Consider the following 18,264-nt stretch of genomic DNA (forward strand, 5'->3'; position numbering starts at 1 on the left):
ATTCCCGATTACTGTTTGGATGAATGGATTACCTGCACACCAGTGCAAGCGCGTCGTCCAGCAAGTTGATGCCAACACCCCGGCGGTGGACATTTTCGCTCAGGTGGCGACGGAACTTGCGCGCGCCGGGCAGCCCCTGGAACAGCCCCAGCATATGACGGGTCATGTACTTCAGTTCCAGTCCTTGCTCCAGTTGTGCAGCGCAGTAATTGCGGAACGCCAGTGCCACGGCCTGACGGTCGGCGACAGGGTGGTAGTCATCGTAAAAGCGACTGTCCACTTCCGCCAACAGGTACGGGTTGGTGTAGGCTTCCCGCCCCACCATCACGCCATCCAGGGCGGTCTCGTCGTCGTGTGGATGAATCAGGGTTTCACACTGCTCCAGGGTTTGCAGGCCGCCGTTAATAATGATGTTCAACTCCGGATAGTCACGCTTGAGCTGCCGGACCATGCCGTATTGCAGAGGGGGGACTTCCCGGTTCTCCTTGGGGCTCAGTCCCTTCAGCCAGGCTTTACGGGCATGGACGATGAAGGTACGACAACCGGTGGCGGCGATGGTTTCGACGAAATTGCACATGCCGGCGTAGTCGTCCATGTCGTCGATACCGATGCGGTGCTTAACGGTGACTTCAATACTGGTGCTGTCCTGCATGGCTTTGATGCAATCGGCCACCCGCTGTGGGTGGGCCATCAGAATCGCCCCGATCATGCCGTTTTGTACCCGGCCGCTGGGACAGCCGCAGTTGAGGTTGACCTCATCATAGCCCCACTCTTCAGCCATGCGGCTACAGGTGGCCAGGTCTGCGGGATCGCTGCCGCCCAGCTGTAATGCCAGCGGGTGCTCTTCGGCATTGAAGTCCAGGAAGCGGGCCCTGTCCCCGTGTATGAGGGCACCGGTGGTGACCATCTCTGTATAGAGGACAGCGTGCCTGCTGATCAGCCTCCAGAGATAGCGGCAGTGCCGGTCACTCCAATCCATCATGGGGGCCAGACAGAAGGCGTGGTGCGGGGCGTGTAAGGATGAATTCATGGGGCAGGCAGGGGTAATTGTGATCACTGGGTTACGGTAGGCAGGCATCTTACCACAGGGGCGATGGGTGGATCTGCCTGCGTCCTCCGTACGCGGTCGGCGGAAGGTTTCCCCGGAGGATTATGTCGGGTAGTCTTAGGCGACAGAGGCGGGGCAGGCTGAGTCATGGGTCGCCCGGCAATGCGCCCAGGCGGGCTACACTGATCTCAACAGAAGAGATCGTGCTGATAACAGGGATGGTAACTATGGACTATGTGCTTCGTCAGGGATCCGTGATCGTATTGGCAGTGCTACTGCTGTTGGTCAATACGCCGCTCAGGGCCGCAGAACTTGCGGATCTGCTGGAGGTGGTGAGGCCCGGTGTGGTGGCCGTTGGCACCATGAGACCGGTGAAGACGGCTAACCCCAAGAACCCTCCTGTGGTGTTTAAAGGCACCGGTTTCCTGGTGGCGGATGGGCGTACCGTGGTGACTAACCTGCATGTGGTGCCCGGGGAACTGGATGATGAGAACAACGAAAAGCTGACGGTGTTTGTCGGCCGCGGGCAAAAGGTCACTGCTCATTCTGCCGAAGTTGTGGCCAAGGATGTTGAGCACGATCTGGCGGTACTGCGGATACAGACCACGCTGAACTTCAAGCCACTGAAGCTGGCTAAAAATGACATGATCCGCGAGGGGGAGAGCGTGTTCTTTACCGGCTTTCCCCTGGGTATGGTGCTGGGGCTGTTCCCGGTCACCAATCAAACCATTGTGTCGGCCAGGACACCTCTGGTCATCCCTGCTATCTCCTCGGGCACTCTCAGTGCCGCCCAGATCAAAGCACTGCGTCAACCGTTTGAGGTCTACCAGCTGGATGCCATCGCTTATCCGGGCAACAGTGGTAGCCCTGTCTTTGATGGCAGGAGTGGGGAGGTGATAGGTGTGGTCAACAGTGTCTTTGTTAAACAGACCAAGGAGACGGTGCTACAGGCCCCCTCAGGTATCACCTACGCCATCCCGGTTCGCTATGTAAACGATCTGCTGAAACAGGTGCGCTAGTGGCTGCGATTCGAGTCCTGGTGGTGTGTACCGCCAACCTTTGCCGTTCGCCGATGGCGGAAGGGATTCTGAAAAGCAAACTGTCGGCCCAGGCAAAAGACATCAAGGTGAAAGTGGAGTCCCGGGGTATCAGCGTGCCGGTAGCCGGTCTGAAGGCGGATCCCCGGGCGGTACGTGTGAGTCAGCGAAACGGGGTGGACCTGGGTAAAATGCGCACCCGGCAACTGAAACCCAGGGAGCTGCGGCAGGCGGACTACGTGTTGGTGATGAACCAGCGTCACCTGACAGTATTGGCCGAGATGTGCGACGGTGACATGCCGGCGGGTGCCAGTCTGATTACCCTGTTCGCCAGTGAACCCGTCCGGGATCAGGAAGTGCCTGATCCCTACTACAGCACGGAGCAGGGGTTTGCCAGTGTATTTGATCTGTTGTCAGAGGCCCTGGATGGCTTTGTGGCACACCTGCAGATTCAGAAGTAGATCAAGTTTCAGAAAACCAGCTGTAGTATCCAGCGACAATCAGCGTCAGTCATGGGTGACTGACGGCGTCGGGAGTTTACAATCAACAACAGAATGACAAAGGTCTGCATGGAAGGACGTGTTCTATGGCCAACCCCACTTTGAGCCAAACGTTTCAAGAGTATTTTGACGTGCAGCTGGCTGACGATCCGCAATCGCTCCGGGAAGTGTACGCGCTGAGATACCGGGTCTACTGTGAAGAGTTCGGCTTTGAGGAGAGTTCCCACTTTCCAGATCATCTAGAGCAGGACGAGTTCGACCAGCAATCCCTGCACTGCCTGATCCGCCATCGTCCCACCGGCAGTCCGGCAGGCTGCGTGAGGATGGTGCCCACATTTGCGTCCCGGGATACGGACCCTTTACCCTTCGAAAAATACTGTTCGGCCAGCCTGGATGAACGCTTTTTCACGGCATTGGATTTGCCCCGTGAGTCACTTTGTGAGGTCTCCCGGCTGGCGGTGGCCCGGGAGTTCCGCAAGCGGCGAGGTGAAAGCCAGAATATGTGGGGGGCGCCGGATACCGTTGAGCACCCTGATCGCAGTGAAAGGCGCACATTCCCGCTGATAGCGGTATCGGCGTTTTTGGCCAGTACGGCCCTGTCCATGCTAAGCGGTCGACATAACGCCTTTATGGTGACTGAACCCTTCCTGCCACGGTTGCTGGCCAGGGCGGGCATACGGGTGAAGCCGGTAGGCAACCCCATCTACTACCACGGCTATCGTGCCCCTTATTACATCACCGCGACTGAAGCGGAAGCCGGTCTGCGTGGCGAGCTGCGTGAACTGTACCAGGAAATTCACCGGGTTTTTGCCAATCACAGTGCGCTGCAAACTCTGCAAAAGCCGCGGCACCACAGAATTCGGGAGTGCCAGTGACAGGGTTTGATTACCACGAAGCTTTCTCCCGCAACATCGGTTGGGTAACGGAAGCCGAGCAGGGAATCCTGCAGGCCAAGACAGTTGCCATTGCCGGGCTGGGTGGTGTAGGCGGCAGTCATCTGCTGACGTTGGCTCGGCTGGGTGTTGGCAGGTTTCATATCTCGGATATGGATGTGTTCGAGCTTGGCAATTTCAATCGCCAGGCCGGGGCGAACCTCAACACTATTGGTCGCCCGAAAATCGAAGTGGTGGCGGAGATGGCCCGGGCCATCAACCCACAGGTGCAGATCCGGCAGTTTCCCGAAGGGGTCAAAGAAGAGAACCTGGACGAATTCCTCGAGGGGGTGGATCTCTATATCGACGGGCTCGATTTTTTCGTGCTCGATATCCGGCGCAAGGTATTCGGGGCCTGTTATGAGAAGGGCGTGGTGGCGTTGACTGCGGCTCCGCTGGGCATGGGTACAGCGTTTCTCTGCTTCAGACCAGGGGGTATGAGTTTCGAGGATTACTTCTGCATGGAAGGGCGTTCTGAAGAAGAGCGTCGGCTGCGCTTCCTGATTGGCCTGGCGCCTTCGGTGTTGCAGGCTGCCTACCTGACCGACGACAGCCTGGTGGATATGGATAATCGCAAAGGCCCTTCAACGGTTATGGCTTGTGAATTGTGTGCCGCGGTGGCCGCGACCAATTCACTGAAGATACTGCTGAACCGGGGCAAGGTGGTTGCGGCCCCCTGGGGGTTACATTTCGATGCCTATCGTAACCGACTGAAAAGGACCTGGCGCCCGTGGGGTAACCGCAATCCCATACAGGTGTTGTTGTTGCTGTACGCCCGTAAAAGACTGCACAAGCCGGACAAACCGTCGCCGCAACAGAATCAGCCGCGAAATGACGCTGCACTGACCATAGCCGACCCCGTACTGGGCAGAATCCTGGAGTCGGCGCGCTGGGCCCCCAGTGGGGACAATACACAGCCGTGGCGTTTTGAAATCCTGGGGCCCAGACGTCTTCGGATCCACAGCCGCGATACCCGGGATTGGTGTGTGTACGATCTGCAGGGGCGGGCGACACAGATAGCACTCGGTGCACTGCTGGAGACGCTGGATATCGCCGCGAGCGCGGAACAGTTGAAACTTGAATGGCGTTGCCAGCCGGGGGAGGACGATCAGGGCTTGATCGTTGACGTGGATCTTGTCGATGATCCGGCGCTGAGCAGCAGCCCATGGTTACCCTACGTCAAGTCCCGTACGGTACAGCGCCGGCCATTGAAAACCACCGCTCTGCCAGCCCCAATCCGGGAGCGGTTGGAGCAGGCTGCCGGTGAGGACTATAAGCTGGTCTGGATGGCTGACCGCCGCTCCTGCTGGCAAATGGCGAAATTGCTGTTTCTCAGCGCAGGCTTGCGCCTGAGCATTCGGGAAGGGTTCGAAGTCCATCGCCAGGTGATCCAGTGGAACGCACGCTACAGCGAAGATCGTATCCCTGATCGTGCGGTCGGGGCGGATCCACTGACCATCAGACTGATGCGTTGGGCACTGCAGAGCTGGCAGCGGGTAAGCTTTATGAACCGTTACCTGGCGGGTACTTGGCTGCCCCGGTTCGAACTCGATTTCCTGCCGGGCTATTTTTGTGGCGCGCACTTTATTCTGGTAGCAAAAAATCCAGGCAACACACCTGAATTTTATCTGCAGGGTGGCAGGGCAGTGCAACGTGTCTGGCTCGAGTCACACAAGCTGGGTTTGCAGTTCCAGCCGGAAATGACGCCACTTATCTTTGCACAGTATGACCAGGATGGAGTCAGCTTTACAGAAGACGGTGCTGAGGCTGAAAAGGCTGCGCTGGTCCGGGAAGGGCTATCCAGCCAATTGGCGGCTTACCTGGGCGACGGCGATGTATCCGGAGCCGTGTTCATGGGGCGGATGGGCTATGGCAAGGCACCCGTTTCACGATCGCTGCGTAAGCCCTTGCAGGACTTGATTGTCAGCAACGGGAAGCAGGCAGGGTAAGAACCTGCTATCCGGCATCCAGTCCTCAGGCGGGTTTGGCTCCCGGGCGGGGATTCTTTGGTAGGGATTCCTGCCGGGGATTTTTGCTGGAGACAGACCTTGGTCAGGCCCGCCGGTGCGTAAAATCCCGGGAGACTGCTGCCTCCCGGAATCCGTCGTACCTTCACTTACAGACGCTTGAGCATGTCCTGCGCTTCCGCCTTTTCCGGAAAGTCGGTTTCGCTATCCAGCAGTGCGTTGAGGATCAGCTTGCTCTCATCCTTTTTGCCCATGGCATCCAGAATCTGGGCTTTATGGAAAAAATAGGTGGGATCACCCTGGCCGGGCGTGGAGTTCCGGGTGGCTTCGTTAATAGCTTCCAGTGCCCGGTCATAGTACTCATTGTGCATCAGGACCACAGCGAAAGTATCCAGCAGTGGCGGTGAGCCCGCCTGCAGGCGGGTAGCCTTGCGCGAGTAATCCAGTGCCGTTTCCGGCTTGTCCTGCCGGTAGAGCCAGGCCAGGTTGTTCAGGGCAAGCAGGTTGTTGGGGGCGGTTTGTAGGATGCTTTCATACTGTTTTGCCGCGGCTGTCTCCCGACCTTCCTTCAGGTAAAGACCGGCAAGCAAACTTCGGCTGGGTACTTCATCCGGGTGCTTCGAGATACGTCCCTCAAGCAGCGACAGGGCCTCTTTGGGCTCAGTCTCGAACAGCAGGCTGGCGTAGGGGGCGAGGGTGACAGCGCCGGGTGCATTCTTATAGGCCTGCTCAAGGTTGTCCCGGGCTTCGCTGGATTTTCCCAGCGCTCGCTGTGCAATGCCGAGCTTCATCAACAACTGGGGATTACCCGGGTACTTGCCCAGCATGCGCTCGGCGTGTTGCTCTGCACCGCTGAAATCCTTGCGCCGGGTAAGATCGTCAATGTAGTCAATATTAGCCAGTAGGTAATCTGGTTGAAGTTTGAGGATGCGCGAAATCAGTTTGCCCGCCGCAGCGTCCTCCTTCCTGAGTCTGAGCAGCTGCGATTTGAGGAACAGGGCATCGATGTCGTCGGCGTTGTTCCGGATCGTCAGGTCGCACAGACGCTCGGCTTCCTTACTGTCACCGGTATAGAAATAATATTCCGCCTGTAACAGGGCTATCTCCCGGTTGTAGGTTTCGTAGACGTTGTAGTCACCCAGGGTGCGCAGGACTTTCTCCGTCTCGCGGTTTTCCAGGTAGTAGCGTGCCAGTAAATAGCGGGGATGCAGTGCTTCCGGATGATGGGTGATCGCTGTCTGCAGGTGGGAGACAAAGGCTTTCTTGTCATCCTCTCGTTCCAGTGCGGCTAATTTGAGCAGTGTTGCCAGGTCGGTTGCATCGGTCTTAAGTGCTTTTTGGTAGTAGGACTTGGCACTTGAAATATCTTTTTCAGTCAGTGCTACCAGCGCCATATTGTGCAGGATCTTGATATTGGACGGCTCCAGTGAATGGGCTTTGGCAAAGCTCGCTTTTGCCTCAGCTGTTTGCCCGGCCTGAAGCTGGCTGACGCCGAGCAGATTGAAGGCCTGGGCGCTATCCGGGTTGTTTTGGGCAAAACTGCGGGCGGCCTCCAGGGCTTTATCAAAGGAGCGTGCGACAGAATGATACTGAACCAGGGCCTGGACAACCGGCCAGTTGTCCGGTTTGCTGGCCAGGGCACTCTGTGCTTGCGCAAGACCTTCCTGTGCCTGCCCGCTGCGGAGCTGGGCGACAATACGGCGATATTGCAGGAATTCGGAGTCGCCTTGCAGGGTTGTCAATTTGTTTAACAGGGGCAATTCTTTATCAAACTGGCCTGAACCGTGGTAAGCGTCGGCAAGAGTGGCAATAACCTGCAGATTCTCGGGCTCTTCCTCTATGGAGCTTTGCAATAGTTTGACTGGTTTAAGGAAGTTGCCCTGCCTCAATAACACCTGAGCGAGCAACAAACGACCCGGAAGATTCTGCTCGCCCTCCTGATAGTAGGTTTCCGCCAGGTCGAGCGCGGTATCATACTGTTTCAGCAGATAGCTATTCAGTGCCAGAAAGTAGAGGCCGGGTGTGAAATCCGCCTTCTTGGAGTAGGTCTGCAGGAACGAGTTCTGTGAATCCTCCAACCTGTTTTGGGCCATGAAGATCTGCCCCTGCAGGAAGTCAACTTCGTAGTAGTTGGGTGCCATCTTGCGGGCAAGGTTAATGTCTGCCTGGGCTTCATCCAGCTTGCCATTCCTGAGTCTCAGCGAAGCACGGCGCAGGTAATCGACTACTCCGCCATTCAGCTTAATGGCTTCACTATAGGCTTCCTCGGCTGAGTCAGGATCCTCGTTCACGTCGTGGATAACCGCCAGTCGACTCCAGGCCGGCGCGTAGGCAGGGTCCTGTTCCACCACCTCGCGTAACAATTGTTTCGCTTGCTCCCGGTCATTAACCAGGGAAAAGGCTGCGGAGGTGGTTTTGACTTCCGGGCTTTCGCCGGAGAGCTCATTGGCTTTATCCAGCAGGGTTTGTGCTTTGTCTTCATTGCCCAGCATCAATTGGGCCTGTGACTGGAAGGCGTAGGCAATGCCGAGGTTTTCGGGTGTAAGTCCGTCAACCGGGAGTTCTGATGCTTTTTCGGCTCTCCCCAGATTGACATAGACACTCAGCAGGGCAGGTAGGATGGCATCTTTGTCACCGCCATGGTTCAGGGCATACTCGAGCTCTTTTTCAGCGGCCAGCGGGTTGCCAATGGTTTGATAGAGGCGTCCTATCTGAATACGGGAAGGCAGGTGCCCGGGGGATTCCTGCAAAATGACCTTCAATTGAATGATCGCGGCATTGAGGTCTCCGCTGTCTATTGAATGCCTTGCTTCCTGATACAGAGCGTCGGGATCCTGTTCTGGCTGGCAGCCGGTAATAAGCCCTACCAGTAGCAGGGCAGCCAGCAGCTTTGAGTTTGTCGGTATTCTACGGCGCAGGAGTGGCGCTGCTTCCGTGCACGAGGGCTGCGAAGTCGAACCTGATGCAGCCACAGGCATTGAATTGCCGCCAATACTTCCTTTCATTGATTTCTCCTGGATCCCTGTTTCCTGATGCTTATTCTAAATACTTATCCTGCATAAAAACTAAGTTTGGATATTTGCAGTTTTTATATAGGCAGCCTTTTTACAGATTAGCTGCCTTTTTGGCGCGTAGATCTACTATAGATCAGCCTGGTTTCAAGAATCCAGAGGATGTGGCCGACCTCGTTGGCGACCCGGTACTGACATGCATATTTGACACAGCCTGTTGGCCCCCAAGTGGTGATACCACCGGGCCGTGGTTGGGAGTGGTAGCGCCGTGCCTGGGCTTTGGCTTGAAACCCACAAGCAGGGTATGCAGTTTCAGCCAGAAATGATGCCTCTGATTTTCCCCATATGATCAGGTCGGTATCCGATTTTCTGCAAGTGAAAGCGGAGTGCTCAAGGCGTTCGAGGTCAGAAACTTCCTGTCCAACTTCCTTACAGGACGAGATCTCTCCCAGGGCGTATTTATGGGGCGGGCGGGGTATGGAAAGTACCTGCTGCACGCTCAGTCAGAAAGCCTCTCAACGATCTGATAATGCGCAGCCAGTAACGTAAAGACAATATTGTTGTGCGGGTGATGCTTTTCAATATCGGCGAAAGGCATCACCCGCAGATTAAGTTACAGGCGCTTCAGTAAAGCCTCGGCGTCGCCTTTCTCCGGAAAATCCTGATTGCTTGCCAGAAGTGCGCTCAGGATTGTTCGGCTTTCCTGCTTGTTGCCCATGGCATCCAGAATCTGGGCCTTGTGAAAGAGGAGGCTGGAATCGCCGCTGCCGGAACCCGAGATTCGGATGGCTTCATCTATGGTTTGGAGGGCCTTTTCATTTCGCTTGTTATACATCAGTACGACTGCCAGCGTGTCGAGAAGGGCTGGAGATTCGGCTTGCAGTCGTGTCGCTCTGCGAGCATATTCCAGTGCCTGCTCAGGCTCTTTCTGGCGGTAGAGCCACGCGAGATTATTCAGGGCCAGAAGGTTGTTCGCATCAACTTCCAGTGCTTGGATATAGTGCTTAGCCGCCTTTCTGGTTTGATCGGTCTTGAGATACAGATTGGCTAGCAACAACCGAAGCCGCAGATCCCTGGGGTTCTTGTTCAACCAGGATTCCAGAAGCTGCAGGGAAGACTCTGGCTCGGTGTCATAAAGAACGCTTGCATAGGCCCCCAGTGTCGTGGTGCTGGGGGCATTTTTGTAGGCTTGCAGCAGGCTGGATCTTGCTTCCGGCAATTGACCCTGTGCTTGTTGGATCTTGCCCAGGCGCAACAGAAGGTGAGGGTTGTTGGGGTAGGTTTTAAGTGCATTAGTTGTATAGCTCTCCGCTTCAGAAAGCTCCCCTTGCCTGGTAATTTCGTCTATGTGAGCCAGCTGAGCCAAAAGATAGTTGGGGTTAAGAATCAGAACCTCAGAAATTAGCGCATGCGCTTTCTTCGGGTTGCCTTTGGCCTGTTCAACTTGCGCTTTTAGAAATAAGGCATCGATATCTTTACGATTTTTGTTAAGAACGAGATCTACATAACGATCGGCCTGAATAGTATCTCCGGTAGACAAGTAATAATCGGCTAACAGCAGCGCGGTTTCACGGTTAAAGTTGTTGAATACATCAACCTGACCCAGGGTGGTCAGGACTTTGTCTGTCTGTTGCCGGTTCATATAGAAACGCGCCAGCAGGTAGCGAGGTTGACTGGCATCGGGATGACTGGCTATGGCCAACTCCAGATGCTTCACATAGTTTTCCGGGCTGTCCATCTGTTCCTGGGCCGCCAGCAGCAAAAGTGTTTTGAGATGAGTCTTGTCTATAGCTAATGCTTGCCGATAGTAGGACTTGGCACTTTCTTTATCGTTTTCATAAAGTGCCACCAAGGCCAGGTTGTGAAGTACGCCGATGTTTCCGGGGGCAAGTTCCAGGGCTTTGGAGAAGCTTGTTTTTGCGCTGGCGTAGTGCTTTATCTGCAGTTCAGCGACCCCCAGCATATTGAACGCCTGAACACTGTCCGGATTGTGGTCGGCAAAGTCCTGGGCCTGTTGCAGTGCTTGTCCATAGGCGCCATTGACAGAATGGTACTGGATGACAGCTTTGGAGACGTTCCAGTTCCCGGGGTTGTCTGCCAGGATACTCTTGGCTTGCGCCAGCCCTTCTTTGCCTTGTCCGCCCCTGAGTTGCGCCAGTACCCGGCGGTACTGCAGAAAGTCGACGTCCCCATTCAAGTCTGTCAGCTTGTTTAACAGCCTCAGTTCGTCATTGTACCTGCCGATACCGTGGTAGCCATCGGCGAGCGTGGCGATGATCTGAACATTGTCCGGTTCCGCCTTGAGAGTATCTTCAAGCAGTTCGATGACACGGTTAAAATCTCTGTTTCGTAGATAGAGCTGGCTGAGTAGGATTCGGCCCGGAAGTGCCTGTTTACTTTCCTGAAAGTAAGTCTCTGCCAGATCCAGCGCTGTGTCGAATTGACCGAGTAGAAAGCTGTTCAGTGCGAGGTAGTAGAGGCCGGGGAGAAAGTCACTTTTTTTGGAGTAGGTTTGTAAAAAGTAGTTTTGTGCCTCGGCTTGCTTGTTCTGGCCGGCAAAAATCAAACCCTGCAGAAAGTCTACCTCATAGTAGTTAGGGACTGTCTTGCGAGCCATGTCCACATCTTTCTGCGCCGATTCAAAGTCGTTGTTCTTGATTCTGAGGTAGGCGCGTCGCAAGTAGGTTACGGCGTTGGGGTTTAGTTTAATGACTTCGCTGTAGGCCTCGTCAGCTTTGTCGAGGTTGTCATCGGCGTGGTAGATAGCACCAAGATTACGCCATGCATTTGCGTAGGCAGGATTTTGCTCTACCACCTCTTTCAGCAGCTGCGTTGCCCGTGTCCGGTCTTGCTCGAGGGAAAAGGTCGCGGTTGTGGTCTTGACTTCGGGGCTATTCGGCGACAGCTCGTTTGCCTTCGCCAGGATCCTTTGCGCGTCATCTCGTTGGCCAAGCAGCTCGTAAGCCTGAGCCTGAAACGCGTATGTTATAGCCAGGTCTTCGCCTGAGAGGCCTTCTACTGGCAAATTTACCGCTTTCTCAAACTTTCCCAAATTAATATACGCAGCCATTAAAGGGGGAACGATGACGCTTTTGTCGCCGTCATGCTCCAGCGCATACTCCAGTTCCTTTTGCGCTGACTGTGGGTCACCGGATGTTCGGTACAGTTTCCCGATCTGAATTCGGGAAGGTAAATGCCCGGGATACTCCTGCAGGATTACTTTCAGCTGGATAATAGCGGAGTCTACATCACCTGCATCGATGGACTGTTGGGCCTCGGAAAACATGATGTCAGGATCCCGATTTCCCTGGCAGCCACTGATTATGCAAGCCAGTAACAGTACTAGCAGGAAAAATACAGCCTTTATTTGGGCGGGGGATCGGCGGTTGCTCCAGTAAAGGGGATAAAAGCCGGGTGAATATGTTGGCTCGGTGGTGCACGTCGACTTGAAGCCGGGGCGTCCTTTCATTGAATACTCCTTGATCCTGATCCTGACGATTATTGTAAGTGCGCTATCCGTATTACGCGCAGTCTATATTATGCGGAGTGATTATATAGGCAGGCTATTCTCTTCGTTACCCTGTATCGCACAAGGCTACTATAAAACAGGCGCTTTTCCATGTGTTACGGGGAGACAAGTGACTGATTGCCGAAGTCAGGCCGGTCAATTTGAGCCGTCAAATTTCTTTACATAGGGGGGCGGGGCGAGTGCCTGAAAATTGCTTTTTTTGCGTATCCATATGATAAATAAGCGAAAAATAATATTGGCATGACTATGGCATAAGTCCAAGTGAAGAATTTCCGGCTGCCTTGAAGATGGAGGCAGGGGGCTTTCAAAGGTAAATCGGCAAATACAGAGCACGCTACCATCCAGGGAGTGTTGCCAGATTTAAAGGGAAATCGAAGATATGGACGCTTTCGGCTCGGCTATCACCACAACGGATTCAGCTCACACAGAACGAACAGGGGCTAGGAGAAAAGTTATGAATAAACTAATCGCATCGATGGCTTTACCGCTGTTGATGGCAACCAGCGCAATGAGTAACGCCGCGGAGGTCGTCATAGATTTCTTTGACTCCTCGGCAGCGGGATTTCCGTTCCTGCAGCTTGTGGACGATGATGACACGGATCTCGTTGGCGATTTCGTCACTGATGATGGCCCGGTTGCCACCATCCTGGGTGGATACAGGGACGTCGAGGTAGTGTGTCTGGATGGGTGTACCTTTGACAGCGGTCCTGCGGTCGGTCTGCCAAATGGCTCTGAGAGTTCCGTGACTATTGCCGGAGGGTTGTTCAGCTTTAACAACGATTCCGGCGTGGTTGGTGAGGCGCGGATTAATTACGACGGTCTTGGCGGAGCAGGCCTTGGTGGCGTAGATCTCACCGCGGGTGGCGCTATCAATGCGCTGGTGCTTGATGTGTTCAGCTCTGATGGTGGTATTTCCAACGAGTGGTATTTCCAGATCTACGTGGAAGACCAAAGCGGCGGTTTCTCGGTCGTGACTCTTCAAGCGCTCGAGGTTATAGCACCCGGCGGGAGCTTCCCACTCTTTTACTCAATGTTTACAGACTGTGCCCTGGCTAATGTCGAATGTTCCGCTGGCGACACTATCCCTGTCGACTTGACTGATGTTGATGTGATCACCATTCTCCTCAATGTCAATAACGGTAGCGGGCTGCTGGACGACCTGGATCTGCGCCTGAGAGGCATCAGTGCCAAGGTTCCTGAGCCAGAGATGCTTTCCATCATGGGTCTTGGTCTGCTGGTTATGGGCTTGGCTGGTGGCCGTAGACGTCGCCTGAAAAAGTAAGCGTTTCTCCCTCCCGAGCTACACCGACGAATAGCCCCTTCTTGCAAGGGGCTATTTTTTTCTATTTCAAAGCCTGAATTGGACGAGCCCGGAGCCTATTGCATCTGCAATGTGGGAACCAGCTGGTAACCGGGTTCCCCCCCTGTTCTGTGTCATGTGGATGCTAATGTATTAAAAGGTGACAGTGTTTATGGCGCTTGATTCTTTAGTTGCAGTGGCGTGATATCAGTTGTTGATCTTTTTTAGTGCAGGCTTTCTCAATTTTACAAACCTCTTGAATTCTGTATTTCATCAGAACAAGGAATCTGAGCGTATAATTCAAGTGTGTTCAGGTTCCGACTGACAGGTGTTTGGGGCAGGTCCCAGGCCGGCGTGATTCTGAACCACTGAGGATGTTTGGATGCAAATGGTTTTGCAACGGTATTAAAGGCGTTTGGAGCGTTGAATGGCGATAGTAATCAAGATTGCTAAAACTTCTAAAGAGCTGGATGACGTATATCGACTCCGTCATCAGGTTTATGTGGAAGAGCGCGGTAAGTTTTCAGCGGTATCCGCTATCAATCCACGAATAATTGATCATTTTGATGCCGTTCCCGGAGTAGTGAACCTGATTGCCTATTCAGACGGCATCGCAATCGCCGCCATGCGGGTCAACGAAGATACAGGCATTGGTCTTCCGGCCGAGCAATACTTCGATTTTTCGGAATTTCGGGCCGAAGCGGAGAAGAAAAATAAAGAAATAGACGCCAAAAAAAGAAAGCCACTGAAGTTTGTCAGTGGCAGTATGCTGGTGGCCCACGAAGACTGGCGCAATCGTCGTAACGTTCTCTTCGCTATTTTTAAAGCCTTTGGCTGGGCCATCACCAGTATGGGAGCCACCCATGTGCTGGGCTCGATTGCAGAAGATACCTTGTCGCTGTACAAGCGCATCGGCTTCAAAGTGGTGGGAAATGCCGAGTGGCGCGATAGTGTACAGGATCAAATGATCCCGATTGCGGCAGCCTATGACGAGCTGACCGATTGGGCATTTGGGGATCTCAGGAAAAAGGTCGACAACTTCTGGCTGGACAATTTTTGCGGTGATTTTGAAAGGATTCTGTTGTCGCCTGGTGAGGTACTCTTTGATCAGGGTGACGTGGCCAGTCACACCTATGTGGTTGATGAAGGGTGTATTGCTATCTCGCGAACAGACCCTGAAGGCAATGAAATGGTGTTTGCCAATCTTGCCAGGGGGGCACTGTTTGGTGAGATAGCCGTCTTTGACGGCGAACGCCGCTCGGCGAAAGCAACTGCCTTAATGAATACGGAATTGATTACCATTGAACGTTCCCGCATGTTCGATTCCCTGAAACACGATCCTGAGCATATGACGCAGCTGTTTCAGCATTTTGCCAGAATGATACGCAACGCCAATGAGCTGACCATGGTGCAGGCTTTCTCACCGCAGACGGCGAGAGTCAACTTTGCCCTCAGGGAGCTGTGGCGATCCGCGTCCCCCAGCAGAAAGCAGGAGGGAGTCAGGGAGATCAGGATCGGGCCGGCACAAATTGCCCGTAATGCCAGGGTCAGGGAGGATGAGGTCAGAAAGGTTCTGGAGTCCCGGCGCAGTGAAGGGGTGCTGGAGTACGGTAACAATATAATAAAGTTTATGTGCGATCCTGATGATGGATTGGGGGGTGACAGCTCCCTTGACGAGTCTCTCGTTTGATATTGGCGGCAGTTCGCGGGTAATTAGGTGCATAAATCTACCTGTTATAATTTATTTATCTGTAGTGTTGCTGTTTTTAGCATCTTTCGGGCTATCGTGGTGAGTTGTAATATTTACTGACTCGACTATAGTGGTAAGACGCCTAACTCCTCATTTGTCTTTTTTCAGGGGCCTGTAAATTGGTCCTCAGGGGTTGGTTTGTGGTGTGCAACGTGTAAATGGATTACGTGTTGAAGGAGTTACTCAGGACATGGAGATGAAGGGATGACACAAGTTGAAGCCCAGATGCAGTCGCAGGGCAGGAAGCCAAGGAGGGAAGGGCAGCCGTTGCCCGGCGCTACACCGGCCAAGGTTGGGCGTTCCACCGGAAACTCCCCTGATAGCGTATCCCGTTTTTCGCGAATACATTTCCTGCGCGGCAATGTCAGGATTGCCGGTCATATCATACATGTCATTTATCTTTGGTTATTGGCGCTTGAATTAGTCACTGCTGCTGCCCTTATGGCAGCTGCGCAATACTATTTGGTGGGGCAGGTGGTTGCTCTTCCATCACTCCTTTTTGCCGGGGTCCTCGTGGTTTCCTATGCCTCCATGGGACTCTACGATACCCGCCAGCGGAACCGGCTGAGCGGTGTGGTCCTGCGAATTGTCGCGGGTGTCACCTTTGCGATGGCCCTGTGTTACGGTGTTTCAGCGGTACTGCCATTGCCGGTCACCGGGATGGAAATCCTGTTGTCCGGCGCCGCTTCCCTGGTGGTATTTCCCGCACTTCGGCTGCTGTTCGACTCGTTCGTGGATGGCAGGGTTCTGCAGCGTAAGATCCTGGTTTTGGGTACGGGTAAAAGAGCCCGCAAAATTGATATGCTGCGACGCAAGTCGGATATACGCGGATTTAGTTTGCTGGGCTTTCTCCCTTCCAATGGTTGTCAGCACTGTTATGTCAATCCGGAAAAGCTCCTGAAAATTGATGATATCTGTGCATACGCCCTGAAAAACCACGTTGATGAAATTGTGATTGCTCTCGATGATCGCCGGGTGGGGCTGCCTATCGATCAGCTCCTTGATTGCCGGATGAGTGGCATTGAAGTCACAGATGACCTGGATTTCTTTGAGAGAGAGGCGGCTCTGGTGCAGCTGGAGCTGATCAAGTCCAGTTGGCTGATCCATGCGCAGGGTTTTACCAACAACTACTACCGTTACATGGAAAAGCGGCTGGTGGATATCTTCGGGGCAACGATTGTTGGTATTGCGCTTTCACCGTTTATTCTGCTGACTGCGCTGGCGATACGACTGGAGTCGGGGCTCTCCTCACCGGTTCTGTATACCCAGGTCAGGGTGGGCAGAGGAGGCAAGCCATTTACGATTTACAAGTTCCGCAGTATGCGTACCGATGCCGAGACATCCGCCGGTGCACAGTGGGCCAGTCAGGGCGATTCCCGGGTTACCCGGGTGGGAAGAATTATTCGGAAATGCCGCCTCGATGAAACACCGCAACTGTGGAATATCCTCAAAGGCGATATGAGTTTGGTGGGGCCCCGGCCAGAGCGGCCTGAGTTCGTGGACAATCTTTCTAACCTGAACAGTCTGTACGCTGAAAGACATCGCCTGGCTCCCGGCCTCACAGGTTGGGCACAGCTCTGCTATCCCTATGGATCTTCCGATGAGGATTCCATTGAGAAACTCAAGTACGATCTCTACTACGTTAAAAACCATTCCGTCTTCCTGGATCTCTATATCCTGATCCAGACTGTGGAAGTTATGCTGTTCCAGAAGGGCGCTCGTTAAATTGTCATTCGTACCCTGAAGCTCGTTGAGCAGTAACAGAAAGGCCCGCGATTGCGGGCCTTTTTGCTTCTGAAGAACTCATCGGATCTACGGCTTCAGGTTGTATTTTTCCAGCATGTTATAGAGGGTGGGGCGTGTCACGCCCAGATTTTTAGCCGTCTCCGAAATGTTGTTGTTGGCATGGTTGAGAGCGCGAAGGATAGCGTTCTTTTCCGCATTTTCACGGATCTGCTTCAGATTGAACGGGGTCGGCTCTTCAACAGTAACTTCCAGCTCCAGATCTTCCGGCGTTATCTGACTGCCGTCTGCCATTACCACAGCACGTTTGATCCTGCTTTCCAGTTCGCGCACGTTGCCTGGCCAGGAGTAGCGTTCAATGGTGTGCAGGGCTTCATCGGTAAAGCCTTTTATATTTCGGCCCAGTTGAGTGCTGTAGCGATTCAGGAAGTTGCGTGCCAGCAACAGCGCGTCGCCTTCCCGATCACACAAAGGGGGAATGTTGACGGTAATTTCGCTGATGCGATAGAACAGGTCCTCGCGAAACCGCCCGTCTCTTATGTGCGAGGTCAGATCCTGGTGCGTCGCACAAATGATCCTTACGTCAACGGGAATCTCTTTTCTGCCACCAACCCGCTCCACGACCCGCTCTTGTAAAAAGCGCAATAACTTGGCCTGTAATTCCAGGGGAAGGTCACCCACTTCATCCAGGAACAGGGTGCCGCCGTCAGCGTATTCAATTTTTCCCTGGGTCTGCTTGGCGGCACCGGTAAAAGCCCCTTTCTCGTAGCCAAACAGCTCACTTTCCAGCAAGTTTTCCGGTATGGCGGCGCAGTTGATAGCGACCATACGGTTCTTTGCTCGAGGGCTCAGGTTGTGCAGGGCCCGGGCAAATACCTCTTTGCCCGTTCCGCTGGCCCCCAGCAGCAGGGTTGTAATGTTACTGGGCGCGACCTTTTCAATTGTGCGGCAAATCTTTTCAATCTGGGGGCTGGCTCCCACGATCTCTGCCAGAGGTCCCTGTCGCCGTTCGGTTTGCAGGCTACGGTTCTCCTGCTCCAGTTCGTAGACGCGATAGGCCCGGTCTACCATTAGCTGCAGGATGTCAGCTTCAACAGGCTTTTGGTAAAAGTCGTAGGCACCCAGGCCAATCGCCTTAACGGCGTTCTCCCGGTCGTGGGTTCCTGTGACAATGATAATTTTGGTGGCCGGGGCAAGGCTGAGTATCTGTTTCAGGGATTCCATGCCCTCGGTGACGCCGCCGGGATCCGGCGGCAGTCCCAGGTCCAGTAAGACCACCCCCGGGGAGCAACGTCGTACTGCCGCTATGGCATCGGTGCGGTTACTGCAGACACTGACTTCGTAGTTGTCAAAACACCAGCGCAACTGGCTTTGCAGACCGGGGTCATCCTCGACTATGAGCAGTTGGCGGTTCTCAGATCCCATTTCTTGTCATCCTTAAAATCGT

11 protein-coding genes are annotated in these 18,264 nt (G+C 54.1%); 7 read left to right on the top strand and 4 right to left on the bottom strand.

The window, feature by feature from the left end:
- Window positions 1-28: 28 nt before the first annotated feature.
- Complete coding sequence (dusA, locus tag GSF27_RS01385; protein ID WP_160964966.1) at window positions 29-1,030, bottom strand: tRNA dihydrouridine(20/20a) synthase DusA; 1,002 nt, start codon at window positions 1,028-1,030, stop codon at window positions 29-31.
- A 245-nt stretch (window positions 1,031-1,275) separates the two neighbouring features.
- Between dusA and GSF27_RS01390 the strand changes: the two genes are divergently transcribed.
- The 4 genes from GSF27_RS01390 (at window position 1,276) to GSF27_RS18055 (ending at window position 5,466) form a co-directional block, all read left to right on the top strand.
- Window positions 1,276-2,067 (top strand): serine protease, encoded by a 792-nt coding sequence (locus GSF27_RS01390; protein WP_160964968.1) that lies wholly within the window; start codon window positions 1,276-1,278, stop codon window positions 2,065-2,067.
- Complete coding sequence (locus tag GSF27_RS01395) at window positions 2,067-2,546, top strand: low molecular weight protein-tyrosine-phosphatase (RefSeq protein WP_160964970.1); 480 nt, start codon at window positions 2,067-2,069, stop codon at window positions 2,544-2,546. Before GSF27_RS01390 ends, GSF27_RS01395 begins: the two co-directional genes overlap by 1 nt.
- A gap of 125 nt (window positions 2,547-2,671) precedes the next feature.
- Window positions 2,672-3,460 (top strand): PEP-CTERM/exosortase system-associated acyltransferase, encoded by a 789-nt coding sequence (locus GSF27_RS01400; protein ID WP_160964972.1) that lies wholly within the window; start codon window positions 2,672-2,674, stop codon window positions 3,458-3,460.
- Window positions 3,457-5,466 carry a ThiF family adenylyltransferase gene (locus GSF27_RS18055; RefSeq protein ID WP_160964974.1) on the top strand — a complete coding sequence of 670 codons (2,010 nt, stop codon included), beginning with the start codon at window positions 3,457-3,459 and terminating at the stop codon, window positions 5,464-5,466. The genes GSF27_RS01400 and GSF27_RS18055 overlap by 4 nt, the downstream gene beginning before the upstream one ends.
- Before the next feature lie 167 nt (window positions 5,467-5,633).
- On the opposite strand, the gene prsT (GSF27_RS01410) is transcribed toward GSF27_RS18055, so the two are convergent.
- Complete coding sequence (gene prsT / locus GSF27_RS01410) at window positions 5,634-8,489, bottom strand: XrtA/PEP-CTERM system TPR-repeat protein PrsT (protein WP_160964976.1); 2,856 nt, start codon at window positions 8,487-8,489, stop codon at window positions 5,634-5,636.
- Between the two features lie 619 nt (window positions 8,490-9,108).
- Window positions 9,109-11,964 (bottom strand): XrtA/PEP-CTERM system TPR-repeat protein PrsT, encoded by a 2,856-nt coding sequence (prsT, locus tag GSF27_RS01415; RefSeq protein WP_160964978.1) that lies wholly within the window; start codon window positions 11,962-11,964, stop codon window positions 9,109-9,111.
- 514 nt (window positions 11,965-12,478) lie between these two features.
- Between prsT (GSF27_RS01415) and GSF27_RS01420 the strand changes: the two genes are divergently transcribed.
- From GSF27_RS01420 to GSF27_RS01430, 3 genes are all read left to right on the top strand, one after another.
- Window positions 12,479-13,306 (top strand): PEP-CTERM sorting domain-containing protein, encoded by an 828-nt coding sequence (locus GSF27_RS01420; RefSeq protein ID WP_160964980.1) that lies wholly within the window; start codon window positions 12,479-12,481, stop codon window positions 13,304-13,306.
- 445 nt (window positions 13,307-13,751) lie between these two features.
- Complete coding sequence (locus GSF27_RS01425) at window positions 13,752-15,014, top strand: Crp/Fnr family transcriptional regulator (RefSeq protein ID WP_160964982.1); 1,263 nt, start codon at window positions 13,752-13,754, stop codon at window positions 15,012-15,014.
- Window positions 15,015-15,278: 264 nt separating this feature from the next.
- Window positions 15,279-16,799 carry a TIGR03013 family XrtA/PEP-CTERM system glycosyltransferase gene (locus GSF27_RS01430; protein WP_160964984.1) on the top strand — a complete coding sequence of 507 codons (1,521 nt, stop codon included), beginning with the start codon at window positions 15,279-15,281 and terminating at the stop codon, window positions 16,797-16,799.
- An 87-nt stretch (window positions 16,800-16,886) separates the two neighbouring features.
- Here the strand turns inward: GSF27_RS01430 and prsR are convergent, their stop codons facing one another.
- Window positions 16,887-18,242 carry a PEP-CTERM-box response regulator transcription factor gene (prsR, locus tag GSF27_RS01435; RefSeq protein WP_160964986.1) on the bottom strand — a complete coding sequence of 452 codons (1,356 nt, stop codon included), beginning with the start codon at window positions 18,240-18,242 and terminating at the stop codon, window positions 16,887-16,889.
- Window positions 18,243-18,264: the final 22 nt, after the last annotated feature.

The organism is Pseudomaricurvus sp. HS19 (genome assembly GCF_009857815.1).
Classification (GTDB): domain Bacteria; phylum Pseudomonadota; class Gammaproteobacteria; order Pseudomonadales; family Cellvibrionaceae; genus Pseudomaricurvus.

Bases quoted from the DNA above. Each gene is read 5' to 3' on its own strand.
- prsT (WP_160964976.1), bottom strand. From the start codon at position 8,489: ATGAAAGGAAGTATTGGCGGCAATTCAATGCCTGTGGCTGCATCAGGT.
- GSF27_RS01430 (WP_160964984.1), top strand. From the start codon at position 15,279: ATGACACAAGTTGAAGCCCAGATGCAGTCGCAGGGCAGGAAGCCAAGG.
- GSF27_RS01400 (WP_160964972.1), top strand. From the start codon at position 2,672: ATGGCCAACCCCACTTTGAGCCAAACGTTTCAAGAGTATTTTGACGTG.
- dusA (WP_160964966.1), bottom strand. From the start codon at position 1,030: ATGAATTCATCCTTACACGCCCCGCACCACGCCTTCTGTCTGGCCCCC.
- prsT (WP_160964978.1), bottom strand. From the start codon at position 11,964: ATGAAAGGACGCCCCGGCTTCAAGTCGACGTGCACCACCGAGCCAACA.
- GSF27_RS01390 (WP_160964968.1), top strand. From the start codon at position 1,276: ATGGACTATGTGCTTCGTCAGGGATCCGTGATCGTATTGGCAGTGCTA.
- prsR (WP_160964986.1), bottom strand. From the start codon at position 18,242: ATGGGATCTGAGAACCGCCAACTGCTCATAGTCGAGGATGACCCCGGT.
- GSF27_RS01425 (WP_160964982.1), top strand. From the start codon at position 13,752: ATGGCGATAGTAATCAAGATTGCTAAAACTTCTAAAGAGCTGGATGAC.
- GSF27_RS01420 (WP_160964980.1), top strand. From the start codon at position 12,479: ATGAATAAACTAATCGCATCGATGGCTTTACCGCTGTTGATGGCAACC.